Origin of the sequence: Nonomuraea sp. SBT364 (genome assembly GCF_001083785.1) — a bacterium.
GTDB lineage: Bacteria > Actinomycetota > Actinomycetes > Streptosporangiales > Streptosporangiaceae > Nonomuraea.
This window is the reverse complement of the sequence record NZ_LAVL01000067.1, coordinates 1-15,701: the sequence shown is the minus strand read 5'-3', so window position 1 is coordinate 15,701 and position 15,701 is coordinate 1. Positions and strand designations below refer to the sequence as shown.

Annotated in this window: 14 protein-coding genes and 1 pseudogene; 8 read left to right on the top strand and 7 right to left on the bottom strand. The window is 73.6% G+C overall.

What is annotated here, in order from left to right:
• The first annotated feature begins 105 nt into the window (after positions 1-105).
• The 6 genes from ADY59_RS26390 to ADY59_RS26365 all read left to right on the top strand — a co-directional run bounded on the left by ADY59_RS26390 (position 106) and on the right by ADY59_RS26365 (position 5,485).
• On the top strand, positions 106-342 hold the full coding sequence (locus ADY59_RS26390) for a hypothetical protein (protein ID WP_231618894.1): 237 nt from the start codon (positions 106-108) through the stop codon (positions 340-342).
• Positions 343-402: 60 nt separating this feature from the next.
• Complete coding sequence (locus ADY59_RS26385) at positions 403-999, top strand: DUF3000 domain-containing protein (RefSeq protein WP_049567020.1); 597 nt, start codon at positions 403-405, stop codon at positions 997-999.
• A gap of 45 nt (positions 1,000-1,044) precedes the next feature.
• Entirely contained in the window at positions 1,045-2,265 is a 1,221-nt protein-coding gene (locus ADY59_RS26380) for an HRDC domain-containing protein (RefSeq protein WP_049567017.1), read from the top strand.
• A 66-nt stretch (positions 2,266-2,331) separates the two neighbouring features.
• Entirely contained in the window at positions 2,332-3,477 is a 1,146-nt protein-coding gene (locus ADY59_RS26375) for a Gfo/Idh/MocA family protein (protein WP_049567014.1), read from the top strand.
• Positions 3,474-4,637: a dihydrodipicolinate synthase family protein gene (locus ADY59_RS26370; RefSeq protein ID WP_049567011.1), complete on the top strand. Its 1,164-nt coding sequence runs from the start codon at positions 3,474-3,476 to the stop codon at positions 4,635-4,637. Before ADY59_RS26375 ends, ADY59_RS26370 begins: the two co-directional genes overlap by 4 nt.
• On the top strand, positions 4,634-5,485 hold the full coding sequence (locus tag ADY59_RS26365) for a sugar phosphate isomerase/epimerase family protein (protein WP_049567009.1): 852 nt from the start codon (positions 4,634-4,636) through the stop codon (positions 5,483-5,485). Before ADY59_RS26370 ends, ADY59_RS26365 begins: the two co-directional genes overlap by 4 nt.
• Before the next feature lie 6 nt (positions 5,486-5,491).
• On the opposite strand, the gene ADY59_RS26360 is transcribed toward ADY59_RS26365, so the two are convergent.
• The 6 genes from ADY59_RS26360 to ADY59_RS26335 all read right to left on the bottom strand — a co-directional run bounded on the left by ADY59_RS26360 (position 5,492) and on the right by ADY59_RS26335 (position 12,761).
• The gene (locus ADY59_RS26360) at positions 5,492-8,086 is read right to left on the bottom strand and encodes a PEP/pyruvate-binding domain-containing protein (RefSeq protein ID WP_049567006.1); all 2,595 of its coding nucleotides are present in this window, start codon (positions 8,084-8,086) and stop codon (positions 5,492-5,494) included.
• 62 nt (positions 8,087-8,148) lie between these two features.
• Positions 8,149-9,069 (bottom strand): alkaline phosphatase family protein, encoded by a 921-nt coding sequence (locus ADY59_RS26355; RefSeq protein WP_049567002.1) that lies wholly within the window; start codon positions 9,067-9,069, stop codon positions 8,149-8,151.
• Positions 9,070-9,077: 8 nt separating this feature from the next.
• On the bottom strand, positions 9,078-9,848 hold the full coding sequence (locus ADY59_RS26350) for a sugar phosphate isomerase/epimerase family protein (RefSeq protein ID WP_063780793.1): 771 nt from the start codon (positions 9,846-9,848) through the stop codon (positions 9,078-9,080).
• Between the two features lie 57 nt (positions 9,849-9,905).
• The gene (locus ADY59_RS26345; RefSeq protein ID WP_053175175.1) at positions 9,906-10,898 is read right to left on the bottom strand and encodes a LacI family DNA-binding transcriptional regulator; all 993 of its coding nucleotides are present in this window, start codon (positions 10,896-10,898) and stop codon (positions 9,906-9,908) included.
• Between the two features lie 110 nt (positions 10,899-11,008).
• A complete protein-coding gene (locus tag ADY59_RS26340) occupies positions 11,009-12,067 on the bottom strand; it encodes a hypothetical protein (RefSeq protein ID WP_049566996.1) in 1,059 nt (352 codons plus the stop codon).
• Positions 12,068-12,212: 145 nt separating this feature from the next.
• Positions 12,213-12,761 carry a TetR/AcrR family transcriptional regulator gene (locus ADY59_RS26335; protein ID WP_049566994.1) on the bottom strand — a complete coding sequence of 183 codons (549 nt, stop codon included), beginning with the start codon at positions 12,759-12,761 and terminating at the stop codon, positions 12,213-12,215.
• A gap of 106 nt (positions 12,762-12,867) precedes the next feature.
• On the opposite strand from ADY59_RS26335, the gene ADY59_RS26330 reads away from it, so the two are divergent.
• Complete coding sequence (locus tag ADY59_RS26330; protein ID WP_231618893.1) at positions 12,868-13,593, top strand: SDR family NAD(P)-dependent oxidoreductase; 726 nt, start codon at positions 12,868-12,870, stop codon at positions 13,591-13,593.
• On the opposite strand, the gene ADY59_RS26325 is transcribed toward ADY59_RS26330, so the two are convergent.
• Complete coding sequence (locus ADY59_RS26325) at positions 13,594-15,036, bottom strand: LCP family protein (protein ID WP_231618892.1); 1,443 nt, start codon at positions 15,034-15,036, stop codon at positions 13,594-13,596.
• Positions 15,037-15,180: 144 nt separating this feature from the next.
• On the opposite strand from ADY59_RS26325, the pseudogene ADY59_RS26320 reads away from it, so the two are divergent.
• A pseudogene (locus ADY59_RS26320) lies at positions 15,181-15,701 on the top strand (hypothetical protein); the annotation flags it as partial.

Sequence of the window (15,701 nt, the reverse complement as noted above, 5' to 3'; positions counted from 1 at the left end):
GACCACTTTCGGGACACGCCGAGCGCGTTGCGGGGAAATGTCGGCGGCTCGTGCCAACGTCGAAGCCACGTCCCGAAGAAAGGCCCCGGTTCGATGACTGGTGCGATGACCGCGTTGTGGAGTTCCCCGGAGCGCCTGGCCGTGCTTCAAGGGGAGCACCGTTATGGACACCGCTATGGACACTGCGTGACGTGCGCCGGCGAGCGGCTGTTCGAGCGGCCGGTCTGCCTCGACGGGCACGAGCCCGGCGAATGCCCCGAGTGGGCGTGCGCCGAGTGCGGGCACGCGATCTGGCTCGGCCTGGCCGAATGCGCCCGGCCGCTGGTGACGGCCGCGGTTTGATCGCCACCGATGAGCACCCCCGTGGTCCCCTTCCGCCCCGCTTCCACCTACTCTTCGACTATGACCCTCGGTGACCGCCCACCGGCGCCCGCTGCCTTCAGGCGCGCTGTCGAGAGCCTGCGGCCGGCCGAGGTCAGGCCGGAGATCGAGCTCGAGGACCTGCCCGCTCCGCAGCGGCTCGCCCCGCACTCGGCCGCCATCGGCGCGTCCGTCTACCGTGACGACGACGAGCTCGCGGTCGGGCGGCTGATCCTGCTCTACGACCCCGACGGCCAGCGCGGCTGGGACGGCCCGTTCCGGCTGGTCGCCTACGTGCGGGCGGACATGGAGCCGGAGATCACCTCCGACCCGCTGCTCGGCCCCGTCGCGTGGAGCTGGCTGACCGAGGCGCTCGACGCCCATCACGCCGACTACTCCGCCGCTGGCGGTACCGTGACCAGAGCGGTGTCCGAGGGGTTCGGCAACAAGGCCGAAGACCCGGTCACCACCGAGCTCGAGCTGCGGGCGTCCTGGTCCCCCGCCGAGGAGGACCTGTCCGGCCATGTCGCCGCCTGGTGCGATCTCATGTGCGTGGCGGCCGGGATCCCGCCGCTTCCGCCCGACGTGGCCGCCATGCCCCGCCGACGCGATGATCCGGAGAGTGACCGAACGAAGTGAGGGCACAAGTCAACACAGCAGCGTGGTCGTGAGGGCGGTGCGCTCATGACAGAAGAACGAACCGTGGTCCCGCTGCTCGAACCGCGCGAGGGCATCCCGCCGGTCGTCGCCGACGCCGCGTCGCTGGCCCGTGCCGTCGCCGCGTTCGGCGCGGGCTCCGGCCCCGTGGCCGTCGACGCCGAGCGCGCCTCGGGCTACCGCTACGGCAACCGCGCCTATCTGGTGCAGTTGCGCCGGGCCGGCGCGGGCACCGCGCTGATCGACCCGGTGGCCTGTCCCGACCTGTCGGAGCTCGACACCGCGCTGGCCGGCGCGGAGGTCGTGCTGCACGCCGCCTCCCAGGACCTGCCGTGCCTGATGGAGATCGGGTTCAGGCCGCGCCGGATGTTCGACACCGAGCTGGCGGGCCGGCTGCTCGGCTACGAGCGGGTCGGGCTCGGCACGATGGTGGAGACGGTGCTCGGCCTGCGCCTGGAGAAGGGCCATTCGGCCGCCGACTGGTCGACCAGGCCGCTGCCGGAAGACTGGCTGCGTTACGCCGCGCTCGACGTGGAGGTGCTGGTCGAGCTGCGTGACGCGCTGCACGAGGAGCTGGCCGGGAGCGGCAAGCTGGGGTGGGCGCGCGAGGAGTTCGCCGCCGTGCTCGGTACGCCGCCGCCCGCGCCGCGTTCCGACCCGTGGCGGCGCACCTCCGGCATCCACAAGGTGCGCAGCGTGCGGGCGCTGGCGATCGTGCGCGAGTTGTGGACGATGCGCGACCGGATCGCCCGCGAGAACGACCTGGCCCCCGGCCGGGTGCTGCCCGACGCCGCGATCGTCAGCGCCGCCCTGGAGGGGCCGCGCACGAAGAAGGCGCTCACCGAGATCTCGGCGTTCACCGGGCGCAGCGCGCGCCGCTACATGAACGACTGGCTCGCCGCCGTGACCAGGGCGCGCGCCCTGCCCGACGGGCAGCTTCCGCAGCCGAGCACGCCCGGCGACGGGCCGCCGCCGGTCAACCGGTGGCCGGATCGCGACCCGGCCGCCGCCAAGCGGCTGGCCGCGGCCCGCGCGGTGGTGTCGGCGCTGGCCGACGAGCACCACATGCCCACGGAGAACCTGTTGCAGCCCGACGCGGTGCGCAGGCTCACCTGGGAGCCGCCGGAGGAGATCACCGAGGAGAGCGTGACGGCCAGGCTGCGCGGGCTCGGCGTCCGCGAATGGCAGCTCGGGCTGGCCGCTCGCCCCCTGGCCGTGGCGCTGGCCAGGCTGGAGTCCCGGGACTAGGCACTTGACGCCCCCGGCGGCTCCGCCGTACCGTTCGGGAAAGCGCTTTCCTTCGAAAGGACCCCCATGAGCGTGCGCACCATCGGCGTCGTGATGAACGGCGTCACCGGACGGATGGGCTACCGCCAGCACCTGGTCCGTTCCGTTCTGGCGATCAACGAGCAGGGCGGTGTGACACTCTCCGACGGCAGCCGGGTCGAGCTGAAGCCCGTCCTGGTCGGCCGCAGCGCCGACAAGCTGGCCAGGTTGTCGGCGCTGCACGGCATCCCCGACCACACCACCGACCTGGACTCGGCGCTCGCCGACGAGGACAACCTCATCTACTTCGACGCCCAGGTCACCTCCGCCCGCGTCAAGGCCGTGCTGAAGGCCATCGAGGCGGGCAAGCACGTCTATGCCGAGAAGCCCACCGCCGAGTCGGTGCAGGAGGCGGTCGCGCTGGCCGAGGCCGCCGCGGCGCGCGGGATCAAGAACGGGGTCGTGCAGGACAAGCTGTTCCTGCCTGGTCTGCTCAAGCTCAAGCGGCTGATCGACGGCGGCTTCTTCGGGCGGATCCTGTCGGTGCGCGGCGAGTTCGGCTACTGGGTGTTCGAGGGCGACTGGCAGGAGGCCCAGCGGCCCTCGTGGAACTACCGGGCCGAGGACGGCGGCGGCATCGTGCTCGACATGTTCCCGCACTGGCACTACGTGCTGGAGAACCTGTTCGGCCGGGTCGAGTCCGTCTACGCCCAGGCGACCACGCACATCCCCGAGCGGGTGGACGAGCGCGGCGAGACCTACCAGGCGACGGCCGACGACGCCGCGTACGGCGTGTTCGGCCTGGCCGGCGGGATCGTGGCGCAGATCAACTCCTCCTGGACGGTCCGGGTGAACCGGGACGAGCTGGTGGAGTTCCAGGTGGACGGCACGCACGGCAGCGCCGTCGCGGGACTGCGCGACTGCCGGGTGCAGCACCGCGCCGCGACGCCCAAGCCGGTCTGGAACCCCGATCTGCCCGCCACCGCCCGCTTCCGTGAGGGCTGGCAGGAGGTGCCGGACAACGGGGAGTTCGACAACGGCTTCAAGATCCAGTGGGAGCTGTTCATCCGGCACGTGCTGGAGGACGCGCCGTTCCCGTACGACTTCGCGGCGGGCGCGCGCGGCGTGCAGCTCGCGGAGCTGGGGCTGCGCTCGTCCGCCGAGGGCCGCAGGATCGAGGTGCCGCAGCTGTGAGGATCGACCTGCCGGGCGGCGCCTACACGCTGCGGGAGCCCGTGACGTGGCCGGTCGTGGACTCACCCGCGACCAGCCGGGTGGTGTACGCGGCCGCGCACGTGGTGGCCGACCCGCTCGGCGACAACACGCCGGGCGCCCCGGCCGCCGTCGACTGGGACGCGACGCTGCGCTTCCGCCGCCATCTGTGGTCGTACGGGCTGCGGGTGGCCGACGCGATGGACACCGCGCAGCGCAACATGGGCCTGGACTGGGCGGCGACGCGGGAGCTGATCCGGCGCAGCGCCGCCGAGGCGCGCGCGTTCGGCGACCCGGCGGCGCTGGTGGCCTGCGGCGCGGGTACCGACCACGCACCGGACGCCGGTGACCTGGACGCCATCACCTCGGCCTACGCCGAGCAGGTGGAGACCGTGCAGGCGGCCGGCGCCGGCGTGATCATCATGGCGTCGCGGCAGCTGGCCCGGGTGGCCGCCGGGCCACGGGACTACCACCGGGTCTACGGCAAGCTGTTCGGGCTGGCACAGCGGCCGGTGATCCTGCACTGGCTGGGCGAGATGTTCGACCCGCAGCTGGCCGGCTACTGGGGCTCGCGGGACGTGGCGGCGGCCACGGAGTCGTTCCTGGAGCTGGTGCACGCGCACGCGCCCATGGTCGACGGGGTGAAGGTGTCGCTGCTGGACGAGGAGCACGAGGTGCGGCTGCGGGCCGCGCTGCCCGAGGGGGTCAAGCTCTACACCGGCGACGACTTCAACTACCCGTCGCTGATCCGGTCCGGCTCGCACGCGCTGCTCGGCATCTTCGACGCGATCGCGCCCGCGGCCGCGATGGCGCTGCGGGTGCTCGACGCCGCCGGGGCCGCCTGCGACGAGGCGGGCCGGGAGCGGCTGCTGGCCCAGTACGACGAGATCCTGGCGCCGACGGTGCCGCTGTCACGCAAGATCTTCGAGACGCCGACCTACCACTACAAGACCGGGATCGTCTTCCTGGCCTGGCTGAACGGCCACCAGGACGCGTTCGCGATGGTGAACGGCGCGCAGTCGGCGCGTTCGATCACGCACCTGGCGGAGGTGTTCAGGCTGGCCGACCAGGCGGGCCTGCTGGCGGACCGGGAGCTGGCCGTGCATCGGATGAAGGCGCTCCTGGAGGTGAACGGGCTGTGAGCCTGTCGCTGAACCAGTGGACGACCCGGCGCTGGACGCTGGCCGAGGCCGTCGACGGGTGCGCCCGGCACGGGCTGGAGGCGATCGGCCTGTGGCGGGAGAAGGTGGCCGAGCACGGGCTCGCGGCCGGCGCCAAGCTGGTGCGTGAGGCCGGGCTGCGGGTGTCGTCGCTGTGCCGGGGCGGCTTCCTGACGGCCGGCGCGCTGTCCGCCGGGGAGGGCCGGGCCGCGCTCGACGACAACCGCCGGGCCGTGGACGAGGCCGCCGAGCTGGGCGCCGCCTGTCTGGTCATGGTGGTGGGCGGGCTGCCCGGGGTGAAGCCGGGCGAGCCGCTGCCGGACGCCTTCTCGCGGGACGTGGCCGGGGCCAGGGAGCGGGTGGCCGAGGCGCTGGGCGTGCTCGCGCCCTACGCCGGGGAGCGGGGGGTGCGGCTGGCGCTGGAGCCGCTGCACCCGATCTACTGCCCGGACCGGGCGGTGCTGTCGACGCTCGGGCAGGCGCTCGACCTCGCCCTGGCCCACCCCGAGGAGCAGGTCGGCGTCGTGGTCGACACCTTCCACGTGTGGTGGGACCCGGCGCTGTACGACCAGATCGCCCGGGCGGGCAGCCGGATCGCGTCCTACCAGGTGTGCGACTACCTGCATCCGCTGCCTGCCGACGTGCTGCTCGGCAGGGGGATGATGGGCGACGGGGTGATCGGCTTCCCGCCGATCACCCGGGCCGTGGCCGCGGCCGGCTACACCGGCGACGTCGAGGTGGAGATCTTCAACGCCGACCTGTGGGCCGCCGACCCCGACGAGGTGGTGGCCACGATGAAGGCCCGCTACGACAGCGTGGTCATGGCGTAGTGACGGTCATGGCGTAGTGACGGTCCCGGCGGCGCCGTCGACCGTGACGGTCTCGCCGGTGGTGATGCGGTGGGTGGCGCCGGCCACGCCGACGACGGCCGGGATGCCGTACTCGCGGGCCACCACCGCGCCGTGCGACATCGCGCCGCCCATCTCCATCACCAGGCCGCCCGCGGTGAGGAAGAGCGGGGTCCAGCCCGGGTCGGTGGACGGGCAGACGAGGATCTCGCCCGGCTCCAGGTGCGCGCCGACCGGGTCGAGCACCACCCGGGCGGTGCCGGTCACCGTGCCCGCCGAGGCTGCCGTGCCGGTCAGCGCGCCGTCGGCGGCGGCCATGGCCGAGGTCACGGTGGCGGTGGCCAGCGCCTCCGGCTCGGTGCCGTCGGACAGCAGCATCCTGGGCACGTGCCTGCGGCGCGACTCCCGCTCGTGCGCCGCCCGCCGCCCGGCCACCAGGTCGCGCAGGTCGCCTCCGGCCGGCGCGGACCTGGCCTCCTTCAGGGTCAGGAAGTACACGTCGGCGGCCGAGTCCAGCACTCCGGCGGCGACCAGGTGCTCGCCGACGGCCAGCATGCTGTGCCGTACCGCCGCGATGACCTTGACGAGGTAGAACTTGGGCAGCTCGCGCAGCCCGGCGAGCTGCCGGGTGCGGCGCAGCCCGAAGCGGACGGCGGCGGCACGCGCCCGGCCCCTGCGACGGGCGGCGGCCACGATGCGGGCCATCGCCGCCTCCGCCTCGGCGGCGCCCTTGGCGAACAGCTCGTCCGGCGTGGGGCCGTCGCCGCCCGCGCGCAGGTAGTTGGCCAGCACGCCGAGCAGGTGGGACGGGTCGTCGGACCAGCGCGGGACGCCGACGTCGATCTCGGCGACGCCGCGGTGCCCGTAGGCGTCCAGGAAGACCTCGACGCCCCGCTGGCCGCGCGGCGGGAGCTCGCCGGCGCGGTAGAGACGGACCAGCTCGGGCACCGGCAGCGTGCGGAAGGGCTCCGGCTCGACGCGGGTGGCCAGCGCCCACAGCTCCAGGTCCATCTCGGTGGTCGGATTGTTCGGGACGCTGCGCAGCACGTCCTGCATGTCCCCGATGGGCACGCCGGAGAGCCTGGACGACAGCGCGAACAGGCCGTAGCCGGTGAGCGCGAACGGCATGATCGAGATGATCGCCGGGAAGGTGGCCGTCAGCATCCGCTCGGCGTGGGCCAGCCGGTCGGCCGGCGTGGCGGTGGCGGCGGCGGCGGGCCGCCGGTCCAGCTCCTCCCCCAGGCGCCTGGTGCGGGCCAGCGCCCGCTCTGGCCGGGTCAGGGCCTGGAACACCCGCCCCGGGACCCGCACGCGCCGGGCGAAGCGGAATGCGGCGCGGGCGAACGGGCGGCGGCTGGTGTGGATCACCGAGAGCCTCGGGTCGCGCGTCAGGTCGTCCACGAGCACGGCCGTGCGGGCCTCGCCGACCCGCAGCAGCTTCGGCAGGATGACGCGCCCCACGCGGCTGCGCAGCGGGGTGGTGAGGTCGAGCCAGAGCCGCTGCCCGGACTCCGTCATGGCGCGCGGCCCGTCGTGCGGGTCGGCCGGCGCGAACCCGAACAGGCCGGCGGCCCCGGAGCCGACCAGCCTGAACACCGCGATCCCCATCGGGGTGATCGGCCCCATCACGCCCTGGGCCACGTTGAAGGAGAAGTACGCCCGCAGGCCGTCGGCGCGCCGCTCCGGCAGCGGGTAGAGGGTGGTGATCGGCCTGGCCTGGGTGAGCCAGATCCGGCCGCCTGCGTCGATGGCCCACTCGGTGTCCTGCGGTGCGCCGTAGTGCTCCTCGACGCGCGCGCCGAGCGCGGCCAGCTCGCGCACCTCGGCGTCGGTCAGGCACAGGCCCTCGTGCCCGGTCTCCACCCGCTCGGTGCCGCCGCCGGGCAGCGGGCGGATCGCCACCCGCTTGTCCCCGGCGTGCCGCTCGACGGACTCGCCGTGGACGACGAACCGGTCCGGGTTGACCGCGCCGGACACCACGGCCTCGCCGAGCCCCGGGCCGGCGTCGATGACCGTCTCGCGCCGCCGCCCCGTCACCGGGTTCGCGGTGAACATCACCCCGGCCACCCGCGCGTCCACCATGGTCTGCACCACGACGGCCAGCGTCACCGAGGCGTGGTCGATGCCGTTGGACTCGCGGTAGGCGACGGCGCGGTCGGTCCACAGCGACGCCCAGCAGCGGCGCACCGCGTCGAGCAGGGCCTGCTCGCCGACCACGTTGAGGTAGGTGTCCTGCTGACCGGCGAAGCTGGCGAACGGCAGGTCCTCGGCGGTGGCCGAGGAGCGCACCGCGACGGGCTCGCCCGGGGTGTACGCCTCCAGCACGGCCTTGGCGACGTCCGGCGGCACCGGCGTCTCCAGCAGCCGTGACCTGGCCTTCTCCGCCAGCCCGTCGCCGCCCGCGGCGATGATCCCGTCCAGGCCCGCGGCGGCGGCCGCCTGCCGGTAGGCCCGGGTGGTCAGCACCCAGCCGGGCGGGACGGGCAGCCCGGCGCGGGTGAGCTCGCCCAGGTTGGCCGCCTTGCCGCCCACCTCGTCCAGCATGCCGCCGTCGATGCGGGAAAAGTCCAGTGCCGTCGTCATCGGTCGTTCTCCTGCCGTCCACCGGGCCGTCATGACGAGTGTTACCCGTTCGCGGCAGAAATTCAACAGGTGATGAAAATCGATCGCCCGTCGAGGTCCCAGGCGGGGTCCGGCTCGATGCCCAGTTCGGCCAGCGCCGTCGGGGCCACGTCCACCAGCCTGGCCTCGGGCAGCTCCACGCCGCCGAGGTCCTCGCCCAGCCGGGCGGCGATGACGAAGACCGTGCGCTCCTCGTCCGTGGTCCCGCCGTGGCCGCCCTCGTCGACGTGGCCGTGGTCGGTGGTGACGATCACGGTCCAGCGCTCACCGGCGAACCCCGGCCGGGCGCGGATCGCGTCGAGGAACCGGCCCAGGAAGCCGTCCTGGAGGAGGAGCGCGGCGGTGTACTCGGGGGCGTGCGGGCCCAGGTCGTGCGCGACCTCGTCCGTGTCGCCCAGGTAGACGAAGGTGAGGTCGGGGCCGGCGTCCGCCAGGTGGCGCTCGGCCCTGGCGGCGATCTCCCGGTCGGCCGAGGCGAAGGTCAGCGCGAACCCGTCGAGCACCACCCGGGTCCCGATGGCGCGCCCGAACGCCCCGTGCTCGTCCAGCGCCGCCCAGGAGAACAGCGCGGCCGTGTCGAGGTCGGGCCGGGCTTCGAGCGCCCGAGTCAAAAAGTCCGGATATTTCACGAACTGCTGGCCGCTGAACCCGTTGTCCACGACGCCGTGCTTGTCGGGCCACACGCCACTGGCGATCGACGACCACCCGGGCCCGGAGTCGGTGCGCGCCCTGATCGCCCCCGGCGCCGTCGCGTGCGGCTCCGGGACGACCTCCCCGGGCGATCCGGTGCGGGGCGCCGCCCGCTCACCGTACGGAAGCCTGCTCGTCCCGTACGTTCCCGACGTCATCAGCGAGGTCAACACGGGGGGCCGCAGGGCGAGGACGCGGTCGAAGCGCAGGCCGTCCATCCCGACGACCAGCACCTTGGTTCTCAGCTCGGACATCCCCCCATCTAAGCGCCGAAACGCCGCACCCACGCGGCGGCCCCCGGCAGGATCTCCTCCACCGGCGCCACCTGCGGATACCAGGTGCGCTCCCACTCCAGCGACACCCAGCCGCGATAGCCGTGCCCGCGCAGCAGCTCCCCCGCCTCCTCCAGCGGCACACTCCCCTCGCCCATCGCCACCGGTGTCGTGTCGGTGGCCGATACGGCGTCCTTGACCTGCACATAGTCCAGGTACGGCGCGAGCGCCGCCAGCGTGTCCGCCGGAGCCTCCCCGTTGCGCCACGGATGCAGCAGATCCCACAGCGCCACCGCCTGCGAGACCCCCGCCTCCTTCAGCAGCCGCGCCACGGCAGCCCCGGTGGCCAGCTGGTCGTGCGTCTCCACCAGCACCTTCAGCCCGAGCGCCGCCGCCTCACCGGCCACCTGCCGCAGCCGCCGCGCCCCGACCGCCGGGTCGTCACCCCTCGGGAACACCCGGACCCCACCGGCGCCCAGCTCGGCGGCCAGTTCCAGATCCGCCCGCAGCGCCCGCACGACCGGCTCGTCCTCCCCCGGCTGGCAGATCCCGACATAACCGGCCAGCGCCGAGATCTCCAGCCCGGCGCCCCCGACCCGCCGCCTGACCTCCCGCCGCTCCTGCGGCCGCAGCCCGGCGTGCACCCCGGTGTCCGGATGCAGCCGCAGCTCCACCCCGGCGCACCCGAAGCGCGTCGCGACCTCGATCGCCTCCCCGAGCCCGGCGCCCGGCATCCCCAGCGTGCTGACCGACAACCTCATGACCATCTCCTCACTTCCTCACGACCCCACCGGCCGGACGCCCGTACCTGGCCCTGGTCAGCGGAGGGCTCTGACGCTTTCGCGGAGGACCACCTCGCCGGCCACGTGCTCGACGACGCGGGTGTCGGCCGCCCGCAGCGCCAGTTCGAGGGCGCGGGCCCCCATGTCCTTCAGCGGCAGCCGTACGGTGGTCAGGGACGGAACCTGGTCACGCAGCGTGACGATGTCGTCGAACCCCGCCACCGACACGTCGTCCGGGACGCGGACGCCGCGCTCGCGGTAGGCGGCGAGGGCTCCCACGGCCATCACGTCGTTGACGGCGAAGACGCACGTCGCGTCGCCCGTCTCACCGGCGGCGGAGTAGCCGCCGTCGCGGTCGAAGGGCCCGTTGATCACGTGGGGGGCGGGCAGGCCGAGGTCGCGGACGGCCGAGACGAAGCCGGCGCAGCGGTCGGCGGCCGTCATCAGGTGCGGCGGCCCGGCGAGGACGGCGAAGCGGGTGTGGCCGAGCTCCGCCAGGGAGCGGGCCAGGGCGGCGGCGCCGTCGTGGTTGGCGGGGGCGACCGTGTCGACGCCGAGGAGGTCCTGGCCGACGCAGGCCACCCTGCCGCCGCCGGCCTGGTAGGCGGCCAGTTCGGCGGCCAGCCGGGCCGTCACCCGCTCGTCGGCGAGCCGGGACCCGGCCAGGAGCACCGCCCGCACGCGCTGGGCCCGCAGGGTGGCGACGTAGGCGATCTCCTGCTCGGGGTCGCGGTGGGTGGTGCCGACCATGACGAGCAGCCCCTCGCCGGCGGCGGTCCGCATGGCGCCGTCGGCGAGGGCGGCGAAGTAGGGGTCGGTGAGGTCGTGGACGACGATGCCGATCACGTTGCCGGCGCCGCGGGCCAGCGTCTGGGCGGCGATGTTGGCGCGGTAGCCGAGCTCGTCGGCGGCACGCTCGACACGCGCCCGCAGCGTCGCGCCCACCTGGCGGGTGCTGCCGTTGAGCACCCGCGAGGCGGTCGCGAGCGAGACGCCCGCCTGCTTGGCGACGTCCTCCAGCGTGACCACGAGACCTCCTGGGAAAGCGATTTCCAGTGTGCCAGACCGGCACCTGGATCCGCATCCTCGCACGCCTCACCCCCGGATGACAGCACGCCCGCCACCGGGGGCCGGTCCCGTCAGGCCCAGGGGAACAGGATGTCCAGCAGGCCCTTCTTGCTCTCCGACGGCTGCGGCTTCGGCTGCTCGGTGGGCTGGGCCGGCTGGGTGGTCTTCTGCTCGGCCGGGGTCGGCGCCTTGGTCGGCTTCGGCTTCTCCTCCTGCTCCTCCGGCCGGGACTCCGGGTCGTCCTCGCCCGTCTCGTTCATCTGCTTCACCTGCGGCTGGGTGGCGCGCGTGGTGGGCCTGGCGGACGGGCGGACCGTACGGGTCGTCTCGGGCTCGTCCATCACCGGGGAGCGGGTGGGGCGGACCCGGGACTGCGTCGGCTGCTGGGACGGGGTTACGGTCGCGGAGACGGTGGGCTCCGGCGGGGCCGTATCGGTGGCTTCGTCGATCGGGACGTCCGAAACCGCGTCCTGGGGGACGGTGGGCGAGCTCAGGTTGCCGACGCTGGCGCACTTACCGCCCGCGCACGGGTCGTCGGAGGACGTGCCGGTGAGCATCCAGCCGGCGGCCGCGCCGACCAGCACCACGGCGGCCGCCGCCATCAGCAGGACGCGTGTGCGGCGGCGTACCTCCCGATCGCCGCCCGCGTGCTCGTCGCCGGAGGTGTCGGTCCAGCCCGAGCCGAGGAAGCCACGCCTGGGCTCCTCGGGCTCCTCCCCGTAGCTCTGGTCGAGCGGCAGGTACGGCGGCTCGTCGCCGTCCCGGTCCACCTGGTGGGGGCCGCTGTCCTCGTCACCGGCATAGCGGGGGTCGCTGAGGGCGTCCCCGGTGTACTGGGGGCCGCTGGCGGCGTCGCCCGTGTACAGGGCATCGCCCGCGTCGGCGGTGTAGGACGGGTCGCTGAAGGCGTCGCCCACGTACGGGGAGGCGGCCGGCACGTCGCCGCCGGCGGGCTCGGACGCGCCCTCGGCCGGCAGGACGTACGTCTCGTTGCCCGAGACCTGGATGGCCGGCTGCTCGTCGGTGTCGTCGGTGCTCCAGCGCGGGGACAGCACGTCGCCGGTCAGCTCGGGGTTTAACGCTCGCCCCTGCCCGTCCTCGTAGGACTTGTCGTTCTCGTCGCGCGCCACGCTGTACCTCTCTAGTACGAATACGGACCGCGACCTTTCTTAACAGAATCAACCCCAACTTGTCCGGAAATTTCACCTGTTTCGCTAAAACTACGCTCCGTAACTTTCGTCACTCCAGCACCACCACCGACCGGCGGCGGACCGTTCAGAGGCCGGCGACGAGCGCGTCGAGGGCGGCCTTGACCCGCCCGACCGGCACCCCCTGGTCGCGCACCTGGCGGGCGAGCAGCGGCGCGGCGAGCGGCGCCAGCAGCGCGTCGGCGAGACAGGACGCGTCGCCCTCGGGACGGACCTGACCGAGCAGCATGGCCAGGTGCCCGCGGTATGCCTCGTACGCGCCGCCGAACCGCGCGTACGGGCCCGCGGTCTCGGCCATCACCAGCAGGTCGAGCTGCGCCACCGTCCGGTCGGCGAGCGCGCCGAGAAAGGCGCGGACCCGCTCCCGGGGCTCCGCGCCCGGCCCGAGCGGCGGCGGCCCGTCCAGGAAGGCCGCCTGGAACTCCCGCTCACGCTCGTCGATGAGCGCGTAGGCGAGCCCGGACCGGTCGCCGAAACGCCGGTAGAGGGTCCCGACGCCGACCCCGGCCGTCGCGGCGACCTCGGCCATCGACAGCCCGCCCACCCCTTCGGCGGCCACGATGGCGGCCGCCGCGTCGAGGATCCTCTCCCGGTTGCGGGCCGCGTCACGTCTCACGCCCCCATCCTCCCCCGAACCCGCCGCCGGTCGCGCACTTGCGTTCCGGAATGTGTTCCGCTTACCGTAGAAGCGGAATCAATTCCGTTTGATGCAGGAGGCAGCGATGAGAGTCGCCTTGGTGACCGGTGGCAGCAGGGGCATCGGCGCGGCGATCGCCCGCAGGCTGGCCGCCGACGGGCTCGACGTGGCGATCACGTACGCGTCGGCCGCCGACAGGGCGGCGCGGGTGGTCAAGGACGTGGAGGCCGCCGGGCGGCGCGGCCTGAGCCTGCGGGCCGAGGCCGCGCGGGCCGAGGACCTGGTGGCCGCCGTCGAGGACACCGTCGCCGCCTTCGGCAGGCTGGACGTGGTGGTCAGCAACGCCGGCATCGCGCCGTACGGGCCGCTGGAGGAGGTGACGCTCGACGAGGTGGACCGCACGCTGGCCGTGCACGCGCGGGCGGCGTTCGTGCTGGCACAGGCGGCGGCGCGGCATCTGCCCGAGGGCGGCAGGATCGTCACGATCGGCAGCAGCCTGGCCGAGCGGGTCCCGTACCCGGGCTGGACCCTCTACGCGATGAGCAAGTCGGCGCTGGCCGGGCTGACCAGAGGTCTGGCCCGCGACCTCGGCCCGCGCGGCATCACCGCCAACCTCGTGCACCCGGGCTCCACCGACACGGAGATGAACCCGGCCGACGGCCCGGACGCGGACGGCGAGCGCTCCTACACGGCCCTGGGCCGCTACTGCGACCCGGAGGACATCGCCGCGACCGTCTCGCACCTGGCGGGCGAGGGCGGCCGGGCGATCACGGGGGCGGCGATCGCGGTGGACGCCGGCGTCACCGCCTGACTAGAGGCACGGGTTGGTGCTGGTGTCGACGACCTTGTCCTTGAGCGAGTCGGGGATCGCCGACACCACCCGCACGCCGGGCCAGTCGGCGCCGATGACGAGCTGGACGGACGGACCGGCGGCCGGCGGCGGGGAGGCGGCGGGCTTGTACGGCTCGATGGACAGCGGCTTGACCTTGCCCGCCTCCGGGGTGCGCTTGTCCTTCGACAGCCGGGCGGCGACCGCCTCGCCGTACGCGGGCCCCTGGACGGTGTCCTTCTTGGCGTAGCGGATCGAGGTGGTGGCCGCCTGGGCGGCGTTGCCGACGTGGGTCACGGCGAAGCCCTGCGCGGCCAGCTCCGCGGCCACCTCGCCGGCCTTGCCCGGCTCGCCGGTGGCGTTGAGCACCTGGACGCGCACCTGCTCGTTCTTCACCTTCGGCGCGCTGGAGGCGGTCGGGCCCTTGGTGGCCGTCACCTCGACGTCCTCGCGGACCCGCTTGAAGAAGTCAGACGCCGCCGGCTCGCTGAACTGGACCCGGTTGGTGTCGGCCGGGTACGGCTCGGTGGGCACCGTGATGCCCTTGAGCTCCTTGGCGCTCAGGCCGCTGACGCTGTTGGCGATCTCCAGCGCGCGGTTGATCGTGAGCTCGCTGTCCACGGTCACGGCGGCGATGGCGGCGCGCAGGAAGGCGTCGAGCGCGATCGGGTCGGTGAGCAGTCCGCCGTCGGTGACCTTCTGCATCACCTTGGTGAGGAACACCTGCTGGCGCTGGATGCGGCTCAGGTCGCTGCCGTCGCCGAGCGCGTAGCGGGTGCGCACGTAACCGAGCGCCTGCTCGCCCTTCACGACGTGCTTGCCGGGGCCGAGCACGAACTTGGCCTGCGGGTCGTTGACCGCCTTGGGCAGGCAGATCTCGATGCCGTCGATCGCGTCGATGATGCCCTTGAAGCCGGTGAAGTCGACCTTCACGAAGTGGTTGATGTGGATGTCGGTGAGCGCTTCGAGCGTCCTGATCGTGCAGGCGACGCCGCCGTCGTTGAACGCGGAGTTGATCTGGCCGATCCCGGCGGGCCTGACGCCGCCGTTACGCAGCTCGCACTGGGGCATCATGACCATCGAGTCGCGCGGGAAGCTGATCATGGTGGCCTTGTCCCGGTCGGGCGAGATGTGCAGCAGCATGATCGTGTCGGTGCGCTCGCCCTTGCCCTGCGACAACGCGCCGTACTTCTTGTTGTCGCCGTCGCGCGAGTCGGACCCGATGAGCAGCACGTTGAGCGCGCCGGTCTCCCTGGGGCGGTCCGTCCCGAGCTTGCCCGTCAGGTCATCCTGCTTGAGGCCGCCGTAGATGCTGCGGTAGTAGCCGTAGGCCCCCAGGGTGGCCGCCACCAGCACCACGGTCAGGACGACGCCCACCCAGCCCGCCGGGGTGAGCCGCCCGGCCCGCGAGTCCGCGATGTCCACGCTGCGCCCCTCACAAGATGATCAGATCGGGCAGCATACTGAGAAATCGGCCGCGTCATAAAATGATCACCGGTAGACCTAGGGCTCCATGCGAACTCGGCGAATCCGGGACGTCACACACCGTTGTCCCGCATCATGACATCCATGCTTTCGACCAAGATCGCGTCCCCTCCCGGCGCGTCCTCGGTGGCCGCGCTGCGCCGGCGGGCGCGGGCCGCCGGGCGGGCCGCCCGTATCGCGCTGACCTCGTCGATCGCGCTGCTCTGCGCCGTTCAGCTGGTCGCCGAGCGGGCTCCGGCCGGGCAGGACACGCTGCCGCTGGCCGTGCTCGCGCTGGCCGTCCTCCTCGCGGCGCTGCCCGCGCTGGCCCTCACCCAGGCCGTCTGGGGCGCGCGGGCGCGCGCCGTCCGCCGCCGGGAGAGCGAGCTGTACGCCGCGCCGCCGCCCGCTCCCGGGCGCGCGCTCAGCCGGCTGGCGGTGGCGGCCGGCTGGGCGGTGCTCGTGCTGCTCGGCGGTACGGTGCCGCAACTGTTCGCCGACGCGGGCCGGAGCGTCCCGGCCGAGGCGCTGACCGGCGCGACCGCAGCCCTGCCGGCCACCGCCGCCGCCGTCGCCTGCTTCGCGGCCTGGCGGGCCGTCACCCGCCGCGGGCGTCGCGCCCGAAC